Origin of the sequence: Thalassospira lucentensis, assembly GCF_050516545.1 — a bacterium.
In the GTDB taxonomy this organism is placed as follows: Bacteria; Pseudomonadota; Alphaproteobacteria; order Rhodospirillales; family Thalassospiraceae; genus Thalassospira; species Thalassospira lucentensis_C.
In genome coordinates this window covers 852,725-870,459 of record NZ_CP191544.1, presented here as the reverse complement: position 1 = coordinate 870,459, position 17,735 = coordinate 852,725, and the positions used below count along the sequence as shown (strand labels likewise).

Genomic DNA, 17,735 nt, shown 5'->3' with positions numbered 1-17,735 from the left:
CGTTTCTTTACAGTCGCGAATGGTGATCAAACGGTGTTCTTCCATGCCATATCATGGGCTTGGACGCCATCAGAAAAACTGACATATAAATTTAAGAAAATTGCACCCACAGAACCAGTTATCCTATACTCCATTTGTAACCGGGAACTGTCGCGTAAATTCAAAGACATTCCCTCAATCCGCAGGAGGCATAGCGTGACACACGCCGCCGCAGTTCAATCAAGCGCGATCACTTTTGATTCGGAAAGCCGCTTTATCAACCGCGAACTTTCATGGTTGGCTTTTAACAATCGCGTTCTTGAAGAAGCCCAGAACAAGGGCCACCCGCTGCTTGAAAGACTGCGTTTTCTGTCGATTTCAGCCAGCAATCTTGACGAATTCTATATGGTACGTGTCGCCGGCTTGATCGGACAGCTACGTGCAGGCATGTCCAAGGTCAGCCAGGATGGCATGAGCCCGTCCGAGCAGCTCCGCGCCATTACCTTCGATGCCAACCAGTTGATGCAGGATCAGCAACGTGTCTGGCGTCAACTCAGCAGCGAAATGGAACAAAAGGGTATCTCGGTCATTGATCAGTCCGATCTGACCCAGACGGATCGCAAATGGCTTGATGGTTATTTCTTACGCGAAATCTTCCCGACCTTAACCCCCCTTGCGATTGACCCATCCCATCCCTTCCCGTTCATTCCAAACCTTGGCTTTGCCATTGTGATGCAGCTGTTTGATCCAGCCGATGGTCACAATATGCGCGGCCTGATCCCGGTTCCGCAAAAAATCGGGCGATTCTTGCGCCTTCCGGGCCGCAATGAACGCTATCTTCCGGTCGAACAGGCCATCTTGCTGTATCTTGGCAAACTGTTCCCTGGCTTTGATATGATCGAGCATGGTTTCTTCCGCGTCATCCGGGACTCGGATGTTGAGATCGAAGAAGAAGCCGAAGATTTGGTCCGCGTTTTCAAAACTGCGCTTAAACGTCGTCGCCGTGGCAACATCATCCGGCTTAAAGTCAATGCCGCAATGCCCGAAGACCTTTTGGACTTCGTGATTGACGAACTTAATGTCGCACGCGAAGAAGTCGTCAAGGTTGATGGTCTGCTTGGCGTTGTTGACGTCAAACAGCTTATTGATTCGGATTTGCACCACGACTTGCTGTTCGCCCCCTATGCCGCACGTTATCCAGAACGGGTCCGTGACTTTGGCGGGGATTGCTTTGCAGCAATCGGTAAAAAGGATCTGGTGGTTCACCATCCGTTTGAAGATTTCGACGTGGTGGTGCAGTTCCTTCTTCAGGCCGCGCGCGATCCGGATGTCGTGACCATCAAACAAACGCTTTACCGTACATCGGAAAACAGCCCGATCGTCAAAGCCCTGATTGCCGCGGCCGAGGCCGGGAAATCGGTTACTGCGATGGTCGAACTTAAAGCCCGCTTTGACGAAGAAGCCAACCTGCGCTGGGCGGCTGATCTTGAACGTGCTGGCTGTCAGGTGGTTTATGGCTTCCTTGACTGGAAAACCCACGCCAAAGTATCGTTGGTGGTCCGCCGCGAAACCCACGGGCTTCGGACCTATGTCCATTTTGGCACGGGTAACTATCACCCGATCACGGCGAAATTCTATACCGATATTTCGTTCTTCTCGTGCGATCCGGCCTTGGGACGTGATGCCGGCAGCATCTTTAACTTCATGACCGGTTATGCCACGCCAAGATCGCTTGAGAAAATCGCCATCGCCCCGCATACCATGCGGCCGACCATCCTGACCCATATTGATCAGGAAATCGAAAATTGCAACGCGGGCAAGCCATCGGGCATTTGGGCCAAGATGAACAGTCTGGTCGATCCGGTGGTGATTGATGCCCTCTATCGCGCAAGTCAGGCCGGCGTTCACATCGAGCTGGTTATTCGCGGCATCTGCTGTTTGCGTCCGGGAGTTCCGGGATTGTCGGAAAACATTCGGGTCAAATCGATTGTCGGCCGGTTCCTTGAACATTCGCGGATTGTTGCCTTTGCCAATGGTGCGAAATTGCCCTCGCGCAAAGCCAAGGCGTTTATTTCGTCTGCCGACTGGATGCCGCGCAATTTGAACCGCCGTGTTGAAACCCTTGTTCCGGTTGAAAACCCGACCTGTCAGCGCCAGATTATTGAACAGATCATGATTGCAAATCTAAAAGATACAGCGCAGGCTTGGCACCTTCAGCCGGATGGCTCGTATGAGCGGTGCGAAGCAGATGAAAACGCCTTTTCATCGCACAAATACTTTATGACCAATCCTTCCTTGTCAGGTCGCGGAAGCGCCCTGAACGAAGAGGACCCGAATGTCCCGGTTCTGCAACTTGATGACTAATATCAACAAGATGCAGGCAGACGACCAACAGGTGCCATCAATAGTATGCTAACTGACCAACGGGCTTCCAACCGCATCGCGATCATTGATGTTGGCTCCAACTCGGTACGCCTTGTAATTTTCGATGGCATGACACGTGCCCCCGTCCCGATTTTCAACGAGAAAGTCATGTGTGGATTGGGGCGCGACCCCGAAGATACCGGCAAGCTCAACTCAGAAGGTGTCGAGCTTGCCGTTGTTGCCATGCACCGGTTTGCGACACTTTTGCGCGCGATGAAAGTCACCCGCATCGATGTTCTTGCAACCGCGGCAGTTCGTGCCGCAAGCGACGGCAAGGAATTCTGTGATCGCGTCGCGGCGGAAACCGGATTAACGGTGAAGGTGATCGACGGGCTTGAAGAAGCCCGTCTTTCGGCCCTTGGCATTATTTCCGGAGATCCCGTTGCTACGGGCATCATGGGTGATATTGGCGGCGGGTCGCTTGAACTTGTTTTGCTTGAAAACGGCGAGATCAAAAAACGCGTCAGCCTGCCTTTGGGGGCGATGCGTCTACAGGCTGTTTTCGGATCAGATCGTGCGCGCCTGACGGCTGAGATTACCCGACATCTTGACAGTGTCGATTGGCTACAAGAAGCTGCAGGACAGCAATTATTTGCCGTTGGCGGATCATGGCGATCCATCGCCAAACTGTTCATTGCACAGGAAGATTATCCGATTTCGGTCGTGCATAATCTGGCCATGCCGCGATCTGAAATGGATGAACTGACCCATATCATTTCGCAGCAAAGCCGGGTGTCGCTTGAAAAGGTTGGCGGCGTTTCAAAACGCCGTATCGACAGCCTGCCCCATGCGGCCCTTGTGATGAATATGTTGATGGCCCGCATGTGCCCAAAAGAAGTTGTCTTTTCCGGCCATGGGCTACGCGAAGGCTGGATGTATGAAGTCCTGCCCGAAGATTTACGTCAACGTGATCCGTTGCTTGACGCCTGCCTAAGCTTTGCCGAAGACGGCGAACGGTTCCACCAGCACGGCGAAGAAGTCGCACGTTGGTGCGCACCGATTTTTGCCGAACTCCCGGCCAATATCGAACGCCTGCGTCTTGCGGCCTGCATCATCGGTGATATCGGCTGGAACGAACATCCTGATTACCGTGCCATCCAAAGCTATAACCGCATTTTGCGCCATCCCTATCTTGATCTGAACCATCATGACCGGGTGCTTTTGGCCTATACTATAGGGTCGCGCTATACCGGAAATTTCAAAGGTGATTCTTCAAGCGACCGTATTCTGGACGAAGACAATCGCCTTACCGGCCGCCTGTTTGGCCATGTCATTCGCCTGGGCCATACGCTTTCAGGCGGTGTCGAAGGCATTTTGCCGCAAACCCGGTTGTTGCTTGAAAACGACAAACTGGTCCTGCAGTTCGAAAAAAAGGCATCTGCCCTCTACGGCGAAGTCGTCGAACAGCGCCTTAACAAACTGGCCAAATTGATGAACCGCGAAAGCGAAGTCCGCTTGGCGTAATTTCAAGGCCACGCCAACCAGAACTCTTTGCATTTGCGGATAAACCCGTTATTTTGGGGCTGCTTTCCAAGCACCCCGTCCGCGGAAAGGGCTGCGCCCGGTATCGACCATTGAAACACACGGTTTCCTTGCCTGTCTTGCGGACACAGGCATTATAAACAGGGGAATCGTATGTCTGCTTCGCGCACATCGAAATCCGATAACACCAAAAACACCGAACAAACCTCAGCAACGCCACCACCCCGCAAAAGCCCGATCTTTGACGGCCGCCTCAACCTTGAACAGCAGCGTAAACGTGCCAAGGAACTTTTGCGCGATCTGCAAAATGGCAAACCCGGTGCCCTCGCCCGGTTCAAAAATGCCGGCCATCCCGTCTCCCATCCAGAAATCCCCGCCCTCAAACTTGCCGACGCACAGTTAATCATCGCGCGCGAAAACGGGTTTAGCAGCTGGCCTAAAATAAAGGCCCATATCGACAAGATTTCTGAACGCAACCGTCAGATCACGCAGGGCACGCTGCCGACCCTTGATGCCAAAACAACGCTGCATCTGCGCTGCGGATCAGATATCCGTCACGGGCTTAACATTGCCGGATTTGTCGGTGACTTCCTTGAATTCGCCGATCCGTTTTGTCAGGGCCCCGTCCCCAACCTACCACTCGATCAATTCATCCAGATCCGTGCGGACTTCATCGCCGATGCTTATCACATCACGCCAAAGGACGCCCTGGCACGAAGCCATCTGGAATACGCATCGCTTGCAACATTGGGCGATTACGAACAGGTCGTCTTGTGGTTCGAACATGACAGCTACGACCAGCTTATTCTGGCGTTTCTGATGGATTTCATCGCGACCACTCGGCCCAAGACCCGGATCGAAGTCATCTCGGTTGAGAAGGTGCCCGGTATTGATCGTTTCATCGGGCTGGGGCAACTCTCGCCAGAACTTCTGATCTGGTGTTGGGAAAACCACCGGGTGCCGATTACAGATGACATGATAAATTTTGGCCGGGATGCATGGTCCGCCATTCGATCCCAAACGCCTCTTGATTTGGCAACATTCATCAAAGCAGCGCCCACCGCCCAGCCCCTGCCTCATATGATCAAGGCCCTCAAACGTCATCACGCCGAACTGCCAGATCCAAATACCGGCCTTGGCTTAACCCAACAGTTGACCTTACAAATCATTCAGGATCACGGACCGCTGACAATTGGCAAAGTGTTCGGACACTTAATGCGAAGCTATGATCCATTGCCCTATTTGGGGAATTTGATGTTCTGGGCCGATGTCCAACGGATGATGGATTGCAATGATCCCCTATTCACCATCACATCCGATGTCCCCGATCAAAACTGGACAGACCAGACCATCACCCTTACCGAAACCGGCACGGCAACATTGGCAGGCAAAACCAACTTCCTTGAAAACTTCACCGGCATTCGCTGGGTTGGTGGCATACAGGTCACAAGTGCCTCAAAACGGGTTTTGTAAAAACATCATCCCCCTATCTGCATCGCTGTTCATTTTATTGCCAAGATGAACAATCTCTCATTGGACATTGTAGGCAGATTGAATATGTTCAGCCCCAAAGAGAAAGAACGCAGTACATAGGAAGTATTGATGGCGGCAAGAACGACTGTAATTACAATTACCCATAATGGGGGGCTGGTCATTGGTGGCTTGTTAAAGTCACTGCCTGCTGACCTTCCTTTGATCGTCGTTGATAATGCGTCGCGTGACGACACCCTTGATATTGTCGCTGCCATTCGTCCTGATGCGCAGATCATCCGAAATGAAACGGGTCTTGGATATGGGGCTGCGGCAAGTCAGGGCTTGGCTGCTGTCAAAACAGAATTCGCCTTGCTTGCAAACCCAGACTCATTAATGACCGCTGATGCCATCAATGCACTGGTCGAAGCAGCAGACACCTATCCCGAAGCCGCAATGTTTGGCCCCATCCACAAGGATGGTGATGGGAACATAGAACCCAGCCACAATGTTGAACTATGGAAACGTAAGTCATATGGAAAATCGGCGTATGACTGCGTTCCAGAAGGCCCAATTTCTGTCGAATTTCTTTCAGGCGCGGTCAACCTTGTGCGCATGAATGTCATGTCACAAATCGGCTCTTACGATCCGGAAATCTACCTTTATTACGAAGATGATGACATGTGTATGCGCTTGCGTCAGGCAGGCTACAGCCTCATCTTGGTGTCCTCATCTGTCGTCACCCATTTGAATGGCGGGTCCGTCAGGCCCAATCGCGCCTATTATTGGGAAAAGTTCTGGAACATTGCATGGTCCAGAATATACTTTGAAACCAAATATAAAGGACGGACCGCAGGAAGCTGTCTTGGTATCCGATACGCGCTTCGATTTGCCGGAAAAGCTTTGCTATATGGAATTACCATGCACCGCGCAAAAGCGTGGCGAGATTTGGCACGCTCATTTGGCTCTATCGCAGCCGTCATAGGTGTAAGAGCATCCAAACTACCCCGCGCGAACGCCCGCTAACGTTATTGGCAAACAAACCTGAATGAGTGGATATATTTTCAAATGAAGGCAGTAATTCTTGCTGGCGGGTATGGCAGCCGACTAAGCGAAGAAACATCCGTCAAGCCAAAACCAATGGTCGAAATCGGCGGCAAGCCGATTTTATGGCATCTGATGAAAATCTATTCTGCTCATGGTGTGAACGAATTCGTCATCTGCCTTGGCTACAAGGGCTATGTGATCAAGGAATATTTCGCCAATTACTTCCTTCATCATGCGGATGTCACCATCGATATGGCCTCCAACCAGCTAGAGTATCACAACGCCAATGCTGAACCGTGGAAAGTCACACTGGTTGATACAGGCCTTAACAGCATGACAGGTGGTCGCATCAAACGTGTTGCCGACTATCTTGACGATGACGAACCGTTCTGCCTGACATATGGTGATGGTCTGGGTGATGTTGATATTTCCGCCAGCATCGAATTCCATAAAAAGCAGGGGCGCAAGGCGACAATGACCGTTGTGTCTCCCCCCGGTCGTTTTGGTGCGACCGTCCTTGATGGCGACAAGGTTTCTGCTTTTCAAGAAAAGCCACTTGGCGATGGTGCACGGATTAATGCCGGATTTTTTGTCTGTGACAAATCCGTATTAAGTGAAATCAAAGAAGACAAAACTGTCTGGGAAGCAGAGCCTTTACGCAATCTTGCCGACAATGATGAACTTTCTGCCTGGCGCCATGACGGTTTCTGGCAACCGATGGATACACTTCGTGAAAAACAGTTGCTTGAGAATCTCTGGGCGACGGGTGATGCCCCTTGGAAGGCTTGGTAATCAGCATGCTTCCAAGTGAAAAACTTCATAAATTCTGGTCTGGAAAACGTGTTTTACTGACAGGTCATACCGGTTTTAAAGGCAGTTGGGCCGGCGCCTGGTTGATGCAGATGGGTGCGAAAGTCCATGGCTTTGCACTTGCACCAGATACAGAACCGAACCTACATGACCTGCTTGACCTTTCCTATGAGTCCGAAACAATTGCAGACCTGCGTGATCGCGCGTCCGTCGCCGACATGATCAACAAGGTTAAGCCGGAACTGGTTTTGCATATGGCCGCCCAGCCGCTGGTACGCCGCGGATACCGTGAACCGGTTGAAACCATGGCGACCAACATAATGGGGACGGCGCATCTACTGGATGCCTTGCGAAACTGTGAAACAGTATCGGGCATTCTCGTCGTGACCAGCGACAAGGCCTACGACAATGACAGTTATGATCAGGCCCACGGCGATATTGTTTTCCGTGAAGGCGATCCACTTGGCGGCCGCGATCCCTATAGTGCGTCAAAAGGATGCCAAGAGATTGTCGCACGCAGTTTTGAGCAAAGCTATTTCCGTGCCCGTAACATTCCGCTGGTAACAGCGCGTGCTGGAAATGTCGTGGGTGGTGGTGACTGGTCCGAAGATCGCTTGATGACCGATATCATCCGCGCAGCTTCACATGGACAAGATGTCGAACTCCGCAATCCCGGCACGACGCGCCCTTGGCAGCATGTCATTGAACCGGTAGCAGGCTATTTGATGTATCTGCAAGCTGCTGTCGAAGGACAGAGCGCCGTTCCAGCATTGAACTTCGGCCCCAAAGAATCTCATACTGTAGAACACGTAACACGACTGGTCCTTGATACGTGGGGGGGGGGCTTCAAAAACAGCACACCAGACGGGTGCTGAGGCCCGCAAAGAAGCACGAACCCTTGCCTTGGATTCAAGCCTTGCGACCACAACCCTTTCGTGGCAACCACGCCTTAATCTGGAGACGTGTGTTCAATGGATTGTCGATTGGCACAAGGCACATCTGGATGGCCAGAACATGCATATAATAACCGAGGCCCAGATTACCTCGTTTGAATCGATGATGGATACCAAATGACAACGCCAACCTGCCGCGCATGCGGAACGGATCTTACGCACACCCTTGTTGACCTTGGGCTCAGCCCGCTTGCGAACTCATATGTTCCGCTTGATCGCACAGATGCAAAAGATCCTCGATATCCCCTTCATGCCAGAGTCTGCAGTACCTGCTTTCTCGTTCAGGTTGACGACGTCGTTCCACCGTCAGACATCTTTAGCCATTATGCATATTTCTCCAGCTACTCAAGCAGCTGGGTCGAACACGCACGCAAATATTGCGTAAATGCATCCGAAAAACTGAACTTGAATGATCAGTCCTTTGTGGTTGAGATCGCCTCAAATGACGGTTATTTGCTCCAACATTTTGTCGAGAAATCTATCCCTGTCCTTGGGGTCGAACCCGCCGCCAACGTCGCTAAAGAAGCCGAAAAAAAAGGTGTTCGCAGTCTTGTCGCATTCTTTGGCAAAGAGACGGCGCAAAATGTCGTCGCCCAATACGGGCAGGCTGATTTGACCGCCGCCAACAATGTGCTGGCGCATGTTCCTGACATCAATGATTTCGTATCTGGTTTCGCCACAGTTCTTAAGGATGACGGTGTTGCAACCTTTGAGTTCCCGCACCTTTTGAACCTGCTGGAAAAAACGCAGTTCGATACAATTTATCACGAGCATTTTTCGTATCTGTCGTTATATGCCGTTGAAAAATGTTTTGAATTGAACGGCCTTAAAGTCTTTGACGTCGAAGAACTCCCCACCCATGGCGGCAGCTTGCGTATTTGGGCGCAGAAAGCCAGCGGAACGCGCGCCGAAACGGATCGCCTCAAAGCCCTCCGCGCCAAGGAAGAAACTGCTGGTATCGCGACCCTTGCCGCATACGAAGGCTTTGACGCCAAGGTCCGTAAAATCCGCGATGACCTTCTCGCATTCCTTAAAAAGGCCAAGGCCGTAGGAAAAACCGTTGCCGGATATGGGGCAGCGGCAAAGGGCAACACGCTTTTAAACTATTGCGGTGTTGATACCGGGCTGATTGACTTTGTTGTTGATGCTAACCCGCACAAGCAAAACACCCTTTTGCCAGGCAGCCACATCCCCGTTCATGCACCTGACAAACTCAAAGATGCCAAACCTGATTACGTTCTGATCTTGCCCTGGAACCTTCAGAGCGAAATCATGAAAGATGTCTCTTACGTTCAGGACTGGGGAGGGAAATTCCTTGTTGCTGTTCCCGAAGTGGCCGTTCTGCGATGATTTTTACCAAGACAGATATCGCAGGCGTTGAGCTTATCGAACTTGAGAAGTTCACAGACGACCGTGGATTCTTTGCAAGATCATTTTGCGTCGAAGAACTCAAACAAAATGGTCACGCCTTCGAAATAGAACAAGCCAATCTGTCTTTTAACCATCAATCGGGCACCTTGCGCGGAATGCATTTTCAACGCAACCCGGTAGGCGATCCCAAAATCGTTCGCTGCATTTCCGGAAAGATATTTGACGTTGTCATCGACCTTCGGGAAGGCTCCCCAACCTATTGCCAGTGGGTATCTGCGGAATTATCTGCTCAGAACCGCAAGTCATTCATCATCCCGTCTGGATGTGCTCACGGCTTCCTGACCCTAGAACCTGACAGTGAAGTCATGTATTTGATGGGCGCACCCTTTGTTCCAGACTTGGCAGCAGGCGTTCGCTGGAACGATCCTGCCTTTGCGATTGAATGGCCAAGCCCCCCAAAGGTCATCAACGATCGCGACGCAAATTACCCGGACTATGAGCGCCAGAAATGAAAGTCTTGGTCACCGGTGCAAATGGCCTCATTGGCCCCCATGCCTTTAAGACACTCATTGCTGCCGGACATGATGTCATTACATGCGGGCGATCAGCCCCTGCCACACCAACGTCGCACCATGTTACCGGCGATCTTTTAGATCCGACATTTAGGGATCAATTGATCCGTGATGAACGCCCGGACGGTTTGGTCCATCTTGCCTGGCAAACCAAGCACGGGCATTTCTGGAATGCTCCAGACAATCCTGATTGGCGCAAAGCGTCGATTGATTTGCTAAGTCGTTTCCTTGATGCTGGCGGCACGCGCGCGACACTGGCGGGAAGCTGTGCTGAATATGACTGGCTGAATTCTAAAGACGGCGCAAAACTCGGTGAAGATGCCTTTTGCGCACCAGCAACACTTTACGGACAAGAAAAACTCACCCTTGCGCGCCATTGTCTTGATCTGAATGCACAAGGCGCATCGATCGCCTGGGGGCGTCTTTTCCTGTTATGCGGACCAAACGAAAATCCGGCACGCTTCGTTCCTTCTGTCACCAAGGCCCTGCTGGCGAACGAAGCCGCTCGAATGAGTTCGGGCACACAGGTAAGGGACTTTATGCATGTCGCCGACGCTGGGGCAGCGTTCGCGCAGGTGCTAGACAGCCAATTTAACGGCATCGTAAATATTGCCAGTGGCGAAGGCCATAGCCTGCTGTCGGTTGCAAACAGTCTTCATGACCTCATCGGGCGCGGCACTGTTCTTGCCGGCAGCCTACCAGACAGGCAAGATGACCCGCCTTACTTGGTTGCCAATACTGACATCCTTGAAAATACCATTGGCTTCCAGCCGAAGTTTGACCTTACATCCGCGCTGAAAAACTGCATCGAATGGTGGAAAGACCATGAAGCTTAAACATCGCTTGCGTAAACTTCTGGGCCTGCCAGACAAAAAATTCAAACTTCCGGCAAACGTGTTCGTCGGCAAGCATTCCTATGGTCTCAGTAAAAATATGGTCGCCGGAGCCTCACCAGATGCGACCTTAACAATCGGATCATACTGTTCGATCGGCCCTGACGTCCTGTTCTTGTGCAAGGTCGATCACCCCCTAAACCTGCCGAGTACCTACCCTTTCAAAACATTGCTTTGGAATATAGATCAAGGCAACAATGACGCCATCACCAAAGGATCAATTAGCCTTGGTCATGATGTCTGGATTGGCGCAAGAGCCATCATCCTTTCCGGCGTAGAGATCGGAACGGGTGCTGTCGTGGCCGCTGGTGCTGTCGTCACCAAAGATGTCCCACCATATGCCATTGTTGGTGGTAACCCTGCCAAGGTAATCCGGAAACGCTTTGACGATCATCAAATTCAAAAGCTTTTAGCCACACGCTGGTGGGAACTAAGCGACGCAGAGCTGAAAGAAAAATCTCAGCTTCTTTACGGAGACGTCGACACATTTATCGACGGTGCCCCATCTAAGTAAATCAAGTCGTTTTCGTCAGTCAAAACTTCCTACTCTCACTCGAAAACAACCAGATCTTTACTTCTCCCAATCATCAAGTCCGATAAAAACGATCTATGGTAAATTTCGACTGATCTTGAACAACTCGCCGCGCAGCCATTTATGTGCGGCGTTTGCTGCGTTTCGGACGTGCCAATATTGTGCAAAGCTGTAATCAGGAAAATCAAGCGGCAAGTCACAATGTGCAAAGCCCTGCATCATGCATTCCGACAGACGCGATGGCAGGGTCGCGATGATGTTCGTACCACGGATCATATTGGCGACACTGGCAAAGGTTGAGACCTGTAACACTGTTTTGCGCGACTGGCCCAGACCGCGCAAAACATCATCAACGGCCGAGTTTTCATTCGCACCTAGCATCACACGCGCATGTTTGGCATCGCAATACCGATCAAGTGTATCGGGTGGTGTATCGTGGAATGGTGCATCATAAAAACACCGCGTCTGCTCCTCAAACAATCCTTGCTGCGTGATGTCACCATACTTGCCGGATGACTCGATGCTGATCGCGTGATCAATGGTGCCATCGCGCAGCCAATTGATCATTTGTTCTTCGCCCGTAATCGGGATGATTTTAAGCCTGATGTCCGCCGAACAGCGATCAAGGCGCTTCATCAAGGTCGGTAAAATGACTGCGACTTCATAATCGTTCGTCCCCAGAACAAACCGCGCAGAATGATCGGGGGTGCCCGGATCGAACGTCACCACACGGGTCAAATCACGCATGTTTTGCAATAACAAACGCACCTGCGGGGCGATTTCATCAGCATGCGCCGTCGGCGATATTGACCGGCCTGACCGCACAAAAAGCGGATCACCAATAATCTGGCGCAACCGATCCAGCCCATGACTAACCGTTGGCTGCCCGACAGCAAGCCGATTGGCCGCAGCGGTCACTGATCCCTCGTCATAGATGGTCAGGAACAACCGCAGCAAACGATAATCAAGGTCTAACTCATCGATACTCATGCATATATATTATCATATTAATCGAATTGATCATATGTATGATTGCGCGCAAATTTCTCCCATGAACAGGCAACGCCTGACCACCACATCGGAGAATGAAAAATGAAAACACTGATTACAGGCGCAACCGGACAGCTTGGCACCCTTGTCGTCACGCACCTTCTGAACCACCTTCCCGCAAGCGACATTGCGGTCAGTGTCCGCACACCGGGCAAGGCGACCGACCTTGCGGCCAAGGGGATTGACGTCCGCCATGGTGATTTTGATGATCTGCCCCTGATGACCGCTGCCTTTAAGGATGTGGAAACCGCGCTGATCATTTCAGCAGAAGCCGACAATGCCACCCGAATTGCCCAGCACCGAACGGCCATTGATGCCGCCAAAGCCGCCGGGGTCAAACATCTGGTCTATACAAGCATCATTGACCCGCGCGCTGATGCTGATTTCACCTATTCCGCCATTCATCTGGATACGGAAAACTACATCAAGGAAAGCGGCCTGAAATACACCCTGCTGCGCAACAGCTTCTATGCGGATCTGCTGTTGGCGGGTGTCCCCCACGCGCTTGAAACCGGCGATTTTGGTGCCCCGGCGGGGGATGCAAAAATCACCTATATCACCCGCAATGATCTGGCCGAAGCCGCCGCAATGGTTCTCGCCAACCCGCAAACACACGTGAACGCCACCTATGATCTGACCGGTGGCAAAGCCGTCACCCACAGCGAAATTGCCCGCTATATCGCAGACACCACAGGCAAACCGGTCAAGTTCGTTGATCTTCCGGCCGAGGTTCATGCCGGTATTCTAGGCAGCTTTGGCCTGCCGGACCATCTCGTCGAAGCCCTTGCCGGACTTTATGTCGGCGCGAAAAAGGGGGATTACGCGACTGTAAGCAATGATTTCCAAACCGTTGTCGGCCGCGCCCCGCAAAGCGTGCAGGAATTTATGACCGGAGCACTCAAATGATCCGATCAAAGTTCCTTTTGGCATCGGCATGCGTTGCCCTCAGCCTAAGCACAATGCAGCCACTTCATGCCGGTGAGATCGAAGACCGCAACACAACCAATGTCGTTGCGTTTTATGACACTGTGTTCAATCAGCATGACGTTGAAGGCGCGATTACGAAATATATTGGCGATGAATATATTCAGCATAATCCGTTTGTCGCAGACGGGGTTGACGGTTTCCGTGACGGCATCACGGGCTGGCTAAACTCGGACGCCACCATCCGCGCCGAGATCATCCGCACCATTGCCCAGGGCAATCTGGTCGCCGTGCATGTCCGCTCAACCACTGCAGGGGGCGAAAGTGCGGTGATGGATATTTTCCGTCTCGATGAGGATGGCAAGATTGTCGAACATTGGGATGTTTCCCAGCCGGTTCCCGCTGAACAGGCCCATGACAACACCATGTTCTAGAGTTTGCCCGCTGGAGTATCCCAGTGGATTTTTGAACCAGCCGAAAACAAAAAAACGGGGCCGTCATGGCCCCGTTCAAGTTTTTCAGGGAGGCATTCCTGAGAGATATCAGGGAACAAAAATCATAAGTGTGGACACAAAAAGCAAGGCGGTGGACGTAATCGAAAACAGCGTATATTTGACAATCATGTTCGTAATCCTTTGCGGATAGAGATAAGCGTCCCATGTGGGGAGCACGGTTCAACGCCGACCTTGATCAGGGTTGCTGGCCTTCCCTGCCGCCTCAAGCTTGGGGATTTGGGGACTTGGCAGAAGAGTCGCTACAGCGCATTAAAGTCCCAACTCGGACAATCCCGGGTGATCATCCGGACGACGTCCAAGCGGCCAATGAAACAGGCGTTCTTCGCTCGATATCGGCTTGTCATTAATTGAGGCCACGCGGCGCCGCATAAGACCGTGTTCATCGAATTCCCAATTCTCGTTGCCATAGGCCCGGAACCAGTTGCCGCTATCATCAGAATATTCATAGGCAAAGCGAACGGCGATGCGGTTCTCCTGAAATGCCCAGAGTTCCTTGATCAGACGGTAATTCAACTCTTTCTGCCACTTACGGGTCAGAAAGGAGACGATCTTGTCGCGCCCTTCAAAAATCTCGGCACGGTTGCGCCAACGACTGTCAACCGTATAGGCCAGCGAAACCTGTTCCGGCTGGCGGTTGTTCCAGCCATCCTCAGCCATGCGAACCTTTTGCTTGGCCGTTTCTAAATCAAAGGGAGGCAATGGTGGTCGTGACATGGTTCAGGTTCCTTAAATACTGACAGCGAAAAAAGGGGCCCCGGTCGACTGAAGGGCAACGAAGCGGTTGGGGGGAACCGTCGACCGGGGCATTCCTGAATGTTAGGCCGCAGCGGCACTAACAACCGGGAAATCAATAGGCGTGCCAAAGGCTTCGTTGAGATAGTTGGTCAAGGTATTCAAAGCCACATGGGCAACGATCTCGACCAGTTCGGCTTCGCTGTAACCGGCCTCTTTGACCGCTTGAACGTCGGTATCGCTGACCTGTCCGCGTTTCTGGACAAGCGCCACAGCAAAACCAACAGCAGCATCGGCTTTCGCGTCCGTCGAACCACCATTCCGGTTGGCCGCGATTTCGGCATCATCAAGCTTGGCAAGGTTTTTTCCGAGATAGGTATGTGCTGAAAGGCAATAGTTGCAGCCATTAATCTGGGCAACGGCAAGTGCAATACGTTCGCGGGTCTGGGCATCAAGCGCACCTTTTGCAAGTGCACCATTCAAACCAAGATACCCTTCCAAAGCAGCCGGGCTGTTTGATGTCAGACGAAACAGGTTCGGAACGGATCCAAGCAGTTTGTTCACACCTTCCAGAAGCGGCTGAGCAGCAACAGGAGCAGCGGAAATCGTCGTTGGTAGTGAAATACGGGTCATAAGAACTCTCCTAAACAGGATGGAATTGATCAGTTGATGAAAGATGTATACAGACTGGTCTGTCTATTTGTCAAATATATTTTTCGGAATAATCGTTCTGAAATTGTAAATGCTTGCTTTTCTGGCGTTCTCGCCGCAAAAGAATACAGACCGGTCTGACTATTGGAGATATGAAATTGAAGTCGAAACGCGACGATCTTGTTGATACTGCCCTGCGCCTGTTTTACACACAGGGCTTTAATGCGACCGGAATCGATAAAATTCTGGCCGAATCCGGCGTCGCCAAAATGACGATGTACAAGCATTTCAAATCAAAGGATGAACTGATCCTTGCCGTCCTTAACCGTCGCGATGAACAGTTCCGCGACTGGTTAACAGGTGAAATGGATAAGGCATCAGAAAACCCACGCGACCAACTGCTTGCCATGTTTGACGCGCTGGAAGACTGGTTCAAAGGTCGGGCTTTCAAGGGTATGGGCTTTGCCGGTTGCGCCTTTATCAATGCCGCAAGCGAGTTTTCCAAACTCAATCATCCTGCCCACCGCATCGCAATCGAACATAAGCAAAGCGTGCGTGACGATATTGCCAAACGATGTGCCGCGGCCGGGGCCCCTGCCCCTATGGAATTGGCTGAAAAGCTCGCCCTTCTTAAAGAAGGTGCGATTGTAACGGCACAGGTCCGTGGCCTGACCGAATCCGCTCAGATCGCCAAATCTGTTGCACAAGCCTTGCTGGATGACGCGTTACCGGTACCGGCAAACTGAACTTTCGTTATTTTTCCGCACAAACACAAAACGGGGCCATAAGGGCCCCGTTTTTGCGTTCCGTTCGTCTGTCGGTTTTTGGGCTTAGCTGCTATCGCCAAGCTCGACCAACGTAACTTCACCATTTTCAAGCTTCAAGCCAAGCTGACCGTGTTTAAGACGCAGGGCATATTGACCATAAAGGTCACGACGCCAGCCCCGCATGGCCGGAACATCGGCATTGTCGTCTGCGGCAATGTTCTGCAAATCATCACCAGAAGCAACAAGACGCTGTGCAACGCCTTTTTCTTCGGCGCAAAGCTTTAGCAGAACTTTCAGCAATTCGACCGTTGGTCCGATCCCAGCCGGAAGCTCGATACGATGTTTTGGCGTTGGCCACTGATCTTGCGGACTATCAAGGGCAGCCTTGATGGCATCGATAATCGCCTGGCCGGGCTTGGAACTTCCGAAATTGCGACCAACACCGCGTGTCTTGTCCAGATCAGCCTCGGTCATCGGCTGACGGGCAGCGATATCAAGCAATGTATCATCGCGCAAAACCCGATTGCGCGGCAGGTCTTTGCGCTGTGCTTCGGTTTCGCGCCATTCGCCCAATGCACGGGCAACAACCAGGAATTTCGGGCTGTTGGAACGGGTTTTAAGCCGCTTCCATGCTTCGGCCGGATCAACCGAATAAATCGATGGATCGGTCAGACGTTCCATTTCTTCATTCAGCCAGACGGCACGGCCATTGGCTTCAAGACGTTCATGGAAGTCTTCGAAAATCACCCGCAGATGGGTCACATCCGACAGCGCGTAACTGATCTGCTTGGTTGACAGCGGACGACGCGACCAATCGGTAAAGCGCATTGATTTATCAATGCTTTTGCGTGTGACCTTGTTGACCAGCGTTTCATAGCCAACCTGATCGCCATAGCCAAGCACCATCGCCGCCACCTGTGTATCAAACACCGGATGGGGGACTTTGCCAGACAGATGGACAAAAATCTCGATATCCTGACGGGCAGCGTGAAATACTTTGATCACGCTTTCGTCTTGCATCAGATCAAACAGCGGAGACAGGTCGATGCCTTCTGCAAGAGGGTCGATCGCGGCACCGTTGTCAGAAAATTCAGGACTCGCAAGCTGCACAAGGCACAGTTGCGGCCAATAGGTCGAATCCCGCATGAATTCGGTATCGACCGTGACAAATTCGAACTCCCGCAGCTTTTCACATAAGCTGCGCAGTTCTTCAGTGGTTGTAATAGGTTCCATGTCGATTGCTATAACATTGCACGCAACAATTCGCCAGTGGCTTCGATGCAGGGCTGATCTTCATCAATCACAACCTCGTAAGGCACCATAAGCCACGGTCTGAATTGGGGTTAGTACCTAGGGTCAGGACCTATTAATTTGGTTTGAATGGTCACCCGGATTTGTGCGGATACGCGAAGCAAGACCGCAGGAAGATATGCATCTTTCAAGGTTTTGCGACAAAGTAGCCCGTACAAATCCGGGTGATCCGTAGGACAGGTGTTATATTTGCAAACTCCTGCGTTAAACCCTTTGCCCGGGGGGATTACCCCGCGCTGCAGGCTTTATTCT

17 protein-coding genes are annotated in these 17,735 nt (G+C 51.7%); 13 read left to right on the top strand and 4 right to left on the bottom strand.

Annotated features, from left to right (window positions below):
- The first annotated feature begins 195 nt into the window (after nt 1-195).
- The 10 genes from ACQ0MK_RS03975 (at nt 196) to ACQ0MK_RS03930 (ending at nt 11,515) form a co-directional block, all read left to right on the top strand.
- A complete protein-coding gene (locus tag ACQ0MK_RS03975) occupies nt 196-2,343 on the top strand; it encodes an RNA degradosome polyphosphate kinase (RefSeq protein WP_430474914.1) in 2,148 nt (715 codons plus the stop codon).
- 45 nt (nt 2,344-2,388) lie between these two features.
- Nucleotides 2,389-3,867, top strand: coding sequence for an exopolyphosphatase (locus ACQ0MK_RS03970; protein WP_430474913.1), 1,479 nt, complete (start codon nt 2,389-2,391; stop codon nt 3,865-3,867).
- 171 nt (nt 3,868-4,038) lie between these two features.
- Nucleotides 4,039-5,358 (top strand): DUF1835 domain-containing protein, encoded by a 1,320-nt coding sequence (locus ACQ0MK_RS03965; protein ID WP_430474912.1) that lies wholly within the window; start codon nt 4,039-4,041, stop codon nt 5,356-5,358.
- A gap of 129 nt (nt 5,359-5,487) precedes the next feature.
- Entirely contained in the window at nt 5,488-6,381 is an 894-nt protein-coding gene (locus ACQ0MK_RS03960) for a glycosyltransferase family 2 protein (RefSeq protein ID WP_430474911.1), read from the top strand.
- 42 nt (nt 6,382-6,423) lie between these two features.
- Nucleotides 6,424-7,194, top strand: coding sequence for a glucose-1-phosphate cytidylyltransferase (gene rfbF / locus ACQ0MK_RS03955; protein WP_430474910.1), 771 nt, complete (start codon nt 6,424-6,426; stop codon nt 7,192-7,194).
- Nucleotides 7,195-7,199: 5 nt separating this feature from the next.
- Nucleotides 7,200-8,087 carry a CDP-glucose 4,6-dehydratase gene (gene rfbG, locus ACQ0MK_RS03950; protein WP_430474909.1) on the top strand — a complete coding sequence of 296 codons (888 nt, stop codon included), beginning with the start codon at nt 7,200-7,202 and terminating at the stop codon, nt 8,085-8,087.
- A 195-nt stretch (nt 8,088-8,282) separates the two neighbouring features.
- Nucleotides 8,283-9,515, top strand: a complete 1,233-nt coding sequence (locus ACQ0MK_RS03945) for a methyltransferase domain-containing protein (RefSeq protein WP_430474908.1) — start codon at nt 8,283-8,285, stop codon at nt 9,513-9,515.
- Nucleotides 9,512-10,048 carry a dTDP-4-dehydrorhamnose 3,5-epimerase gene (gene rfbC / locus ACQ0MK_RS03940; RefSeq protein ID WP_430474907.1) on the top strand — a complete coding sequence of 179 codons (537 nt, stop codon included), beginning with the start codon at nt 9,512-9,514 and terminating at the stop codon, nt 10,046-10,048. Before ACQ0MK_RS03945 ends, rfbC begins: the two co-directional genes overlap by 4 nt.
- On the top strand, nt 10,045-10,944 hold the full coding sequence (locus ACQ0MK_RS03935; RefSeq protein ID WP_430474906.1) for an NAD-dependent epimerase/dehydratase family protein: 900 nt from the start codon (nt 10,045-10,047) through the stop codon (nt 10,942-10,944). The genes rfbC and ACQ0MK_RS03935 overlap by 4 nt, the downstream gene beginning before the upstream one ends.
- Nucleotides 10,934-11,515, top strand: a complete 582-nt coding sequence (locus ACQ0MK_RS03930; RefSeq protein ID WP_430474905.1) for a CatB-related O-acetyltransferase — start codon at nt 10,934-10,936, stop codon at nt 11,513-11,515. The genes ACQ0MK_RS03935 and ACQ0MK_RS03930 overlap by 11 nt, the downstream gene beginning before the upstream one ends.
- 93 nt (nt 11,516-11,608) lie before the next feature.
- Here ACQ0MK_RS03930 and ACQ0MK_RS03925 read toward each other — a convergent pair whose 3' ends face one another.
- Nucleotides 11,609-12,523, bottom strand: a complete 915-nt coding sequence (locus ACQ0MK_RS03925; protein ID WP_430474904.1) for a LysR family transcriptional regulator — start codon at nt 12,521-12,523, stop codon at nt 11,609-11,611.
- A gap of 102 nt (nt 12,524-12,625) precedes the next feature.
- On the opposite strand from ACQ0MK_RS03925, the gene ACQ0MK_RS03920 reads away from it, so the two are divergent.
- Entirely contained in the window at nt 12,626-13,489 is an 864-nt protein-coding gene (locus ACQ0MK_RS03920; protein ID WP_430474903.1) for an SDR family oxidoreductase, read from the top strand.
- The gene (locus ACQ0MK_RS03915) at nt 13,486-13,941 is read left to right on the top strand and encodes a nuclear transport factor 2 family protein (RefSeq protein WP_430474902.1); all 456 of its coding nucleotides are present in this window, start codon (nt 13,486-13,488) and stop codon (nt 13,939-13,941) included. The genes ACQ0MK_RS03920 and ACQ0MK_RS03915 overlap by 4 nt, the downstream gene beginning before the upstream one ends.
- A gap of 330 nt (nt 13,942-14,271) precedes the next feature.
- Here the strand turns inward: ACQ0MK_RS03915 and ACQ0MK_RS03910 are convergent, their stop codons facing one another.
- Together ACQ0MK_RS03910 and ACQ0MK_RS03905 are read right to left on the bottom strand one after the other, a co-directional pair.
- A complete protein-coding gene (locus ACQ0MK_RS03910) occupies nt 14,272-14,736 on the bottom strand; it encodes a DUF1348 family protein (protein ID WP_430474901.1) in 465 nt (154 codons plus the stop codon).
- A 102-nt stretch (nt 14,737-14,838) separates the two neighbouring features.
- The gene (locus ACQ0MK_RS03905) at nt 14,839-15,387 is read right to left on the bottom strand and encodes a carboxymuconolactone decarboxylase family protein (RefSeq protein ID WP_430474900.1); all 549 of its coding nucleotides are present in this window, start codon (nt 15,385-15,387) and stop codon (nt 14,839-14,841) included.
- Between the two features lie 176 nt (nt 15,388-15,563).
- Between ACQ0MK_RS03905 and ACQ0MK_RS03900 the strand changes: the two genes are divergently transcribed.
- Nucleotides 15,564-16,151, top strand: coding sequence for a TetR/AcrR family transcriptional regulator (locus ACQ0MK_RS03900; protein ID WP_430474899.1), 588 nt, complete (start codon nt 15,564-15,566; stop codon nt 16,149-16,151).
- A gap of 84 nt (nt 16,152-16,235) precedes the next feature.
- Here ACQ0MK_RS03900 and rnd read toward each other — a convergent pair whose 3' ends face one another.
- Complete coding sequence (gene rnd, locus ACQ0MK_RS03895; RefSeq protein ID WP_430474898.1) at nt 16,236-17,405, bottom strand: ribonuclease D; 1,170 nt, start codon at nt 17,403-17,405, stop codon at nt 16,236-16,238.
- Nucleotides 17,406-17,735: the final 330 nt, after the last annotated feature.

What these genes read in the sequence shown, in the direction of transcription:
- ACQ0MK_RS03920 (WP_430474903.1), top strand. Translation starts at nt 12,626, where the DNA reads ATGAAAACACTGATTACAGGCGCAACCGGACAGCTTGGCACCCTTGTC.
- ACQ0MK_RS03960 (WP_430474911.1), top strand. Translation starts at nt 5,488, where the DNA reads ATGGCGGCAAGAACGACTGTAATTACAATTACCCATAATGGGGGGCTG.
- ACQ0MK_RS03915 (WP_430474902.1), top strand. Translation starts at nt 13,486, where the DNA reads ATGATCCGATCAAAGTTCCTTTTGGCATCGGCATGCGTTGCCCTCAGC.
- ACQ0MK_RS03965 (WP_430474912.1), top strand. Translation starts at nt 4,039, where the DNA reads ATGTCTGCTTCGCGCACATCGAAATCCGATAACACCAAAAACACCGAA.
- ACQ0MK_RS03905 (WP_430474900.1), bottom strand. Translation starts at nt 15,387, where the DNA reads ATGACCCGTATTTCACTACCAACGACGATTTCCGCTGCTCCTGTTGCT.
- ACQ0MK_RS03945 (WP_430474908.1), top strand. Translation starts at nt 8,283, where the DNA reads ATGACAACGCCAACCTGCCGCGCATGCGGAACGGATCTTACGCACACC.
- ACQ0MK_RS03925 (WP_430474904.1), bottom strand. Translation starts at nt 12,523, where the DNA reads ATGAGTATCGATGAGTTAGACCTTGATTATCGTTTGCTGCGGTTGTTC.
- ACQ0MK_RS03970 (WP_430474913.1), top strand. Translation starts at nt 2,389, where the DNA reads ATGCTAACTGACCAACGGGCTTCCAACCGCATCGCGATCATTGATGTT.
- rfbC (WP_430474907.1), top strand. Translation starts at nt 9,512, where the DNA reads ATGATTTTTACCAAGACAGATATCGCAGGCGTTGAGCTTATCGAACTT.
- ACQ0MK_RS03930 (WP_430474905.1), top strand. Translation starts at nt 10,934, where the DNA reads ATGAAGCTTAAACATCGCTTGCGTAAACTTCTGGGCCTGCCAGACAAA.
- ACQ0MK_RS03910 (WP_430474901.1), bottom strand. Translation starts at nt 14,736, where the DNA reads ATGTCACGACCACCATTGCCTCCCTTTGATTTAGAAACGGCCAAGCAA.
- rfbF (WP_430474910.1), top strand. Translation starts at nt 6,424, where the DNA reads ATGAAGGCAGTAATTCTTGCTGGCGGGTATGGCAGCCGACTAAGCGAA.
- ACQ0MK_RS03935 (WP_430474906.1), top strand. Translation starts at nt 10,045, where the DNA reads ATGAAAGTCTTGGTCACCGGTGCAAATGGCCTCATTGGCCCCCATGCC.
- rnd (WP_430474898.1), bottom strand. Translation starts at nt 17,405, where the DNA reads ATGGAACCTATTACAACCACTGAAGAACTGCGCAGCTTATGTGAAAAG.
- rfbG (WP_430474909.1), top strand. Translation starts at nt 7,200, where the DNA reads ATGCTTCCAAGTGAAAAACTTCATAAATTCTGGTCTGGAAAACGTGTT.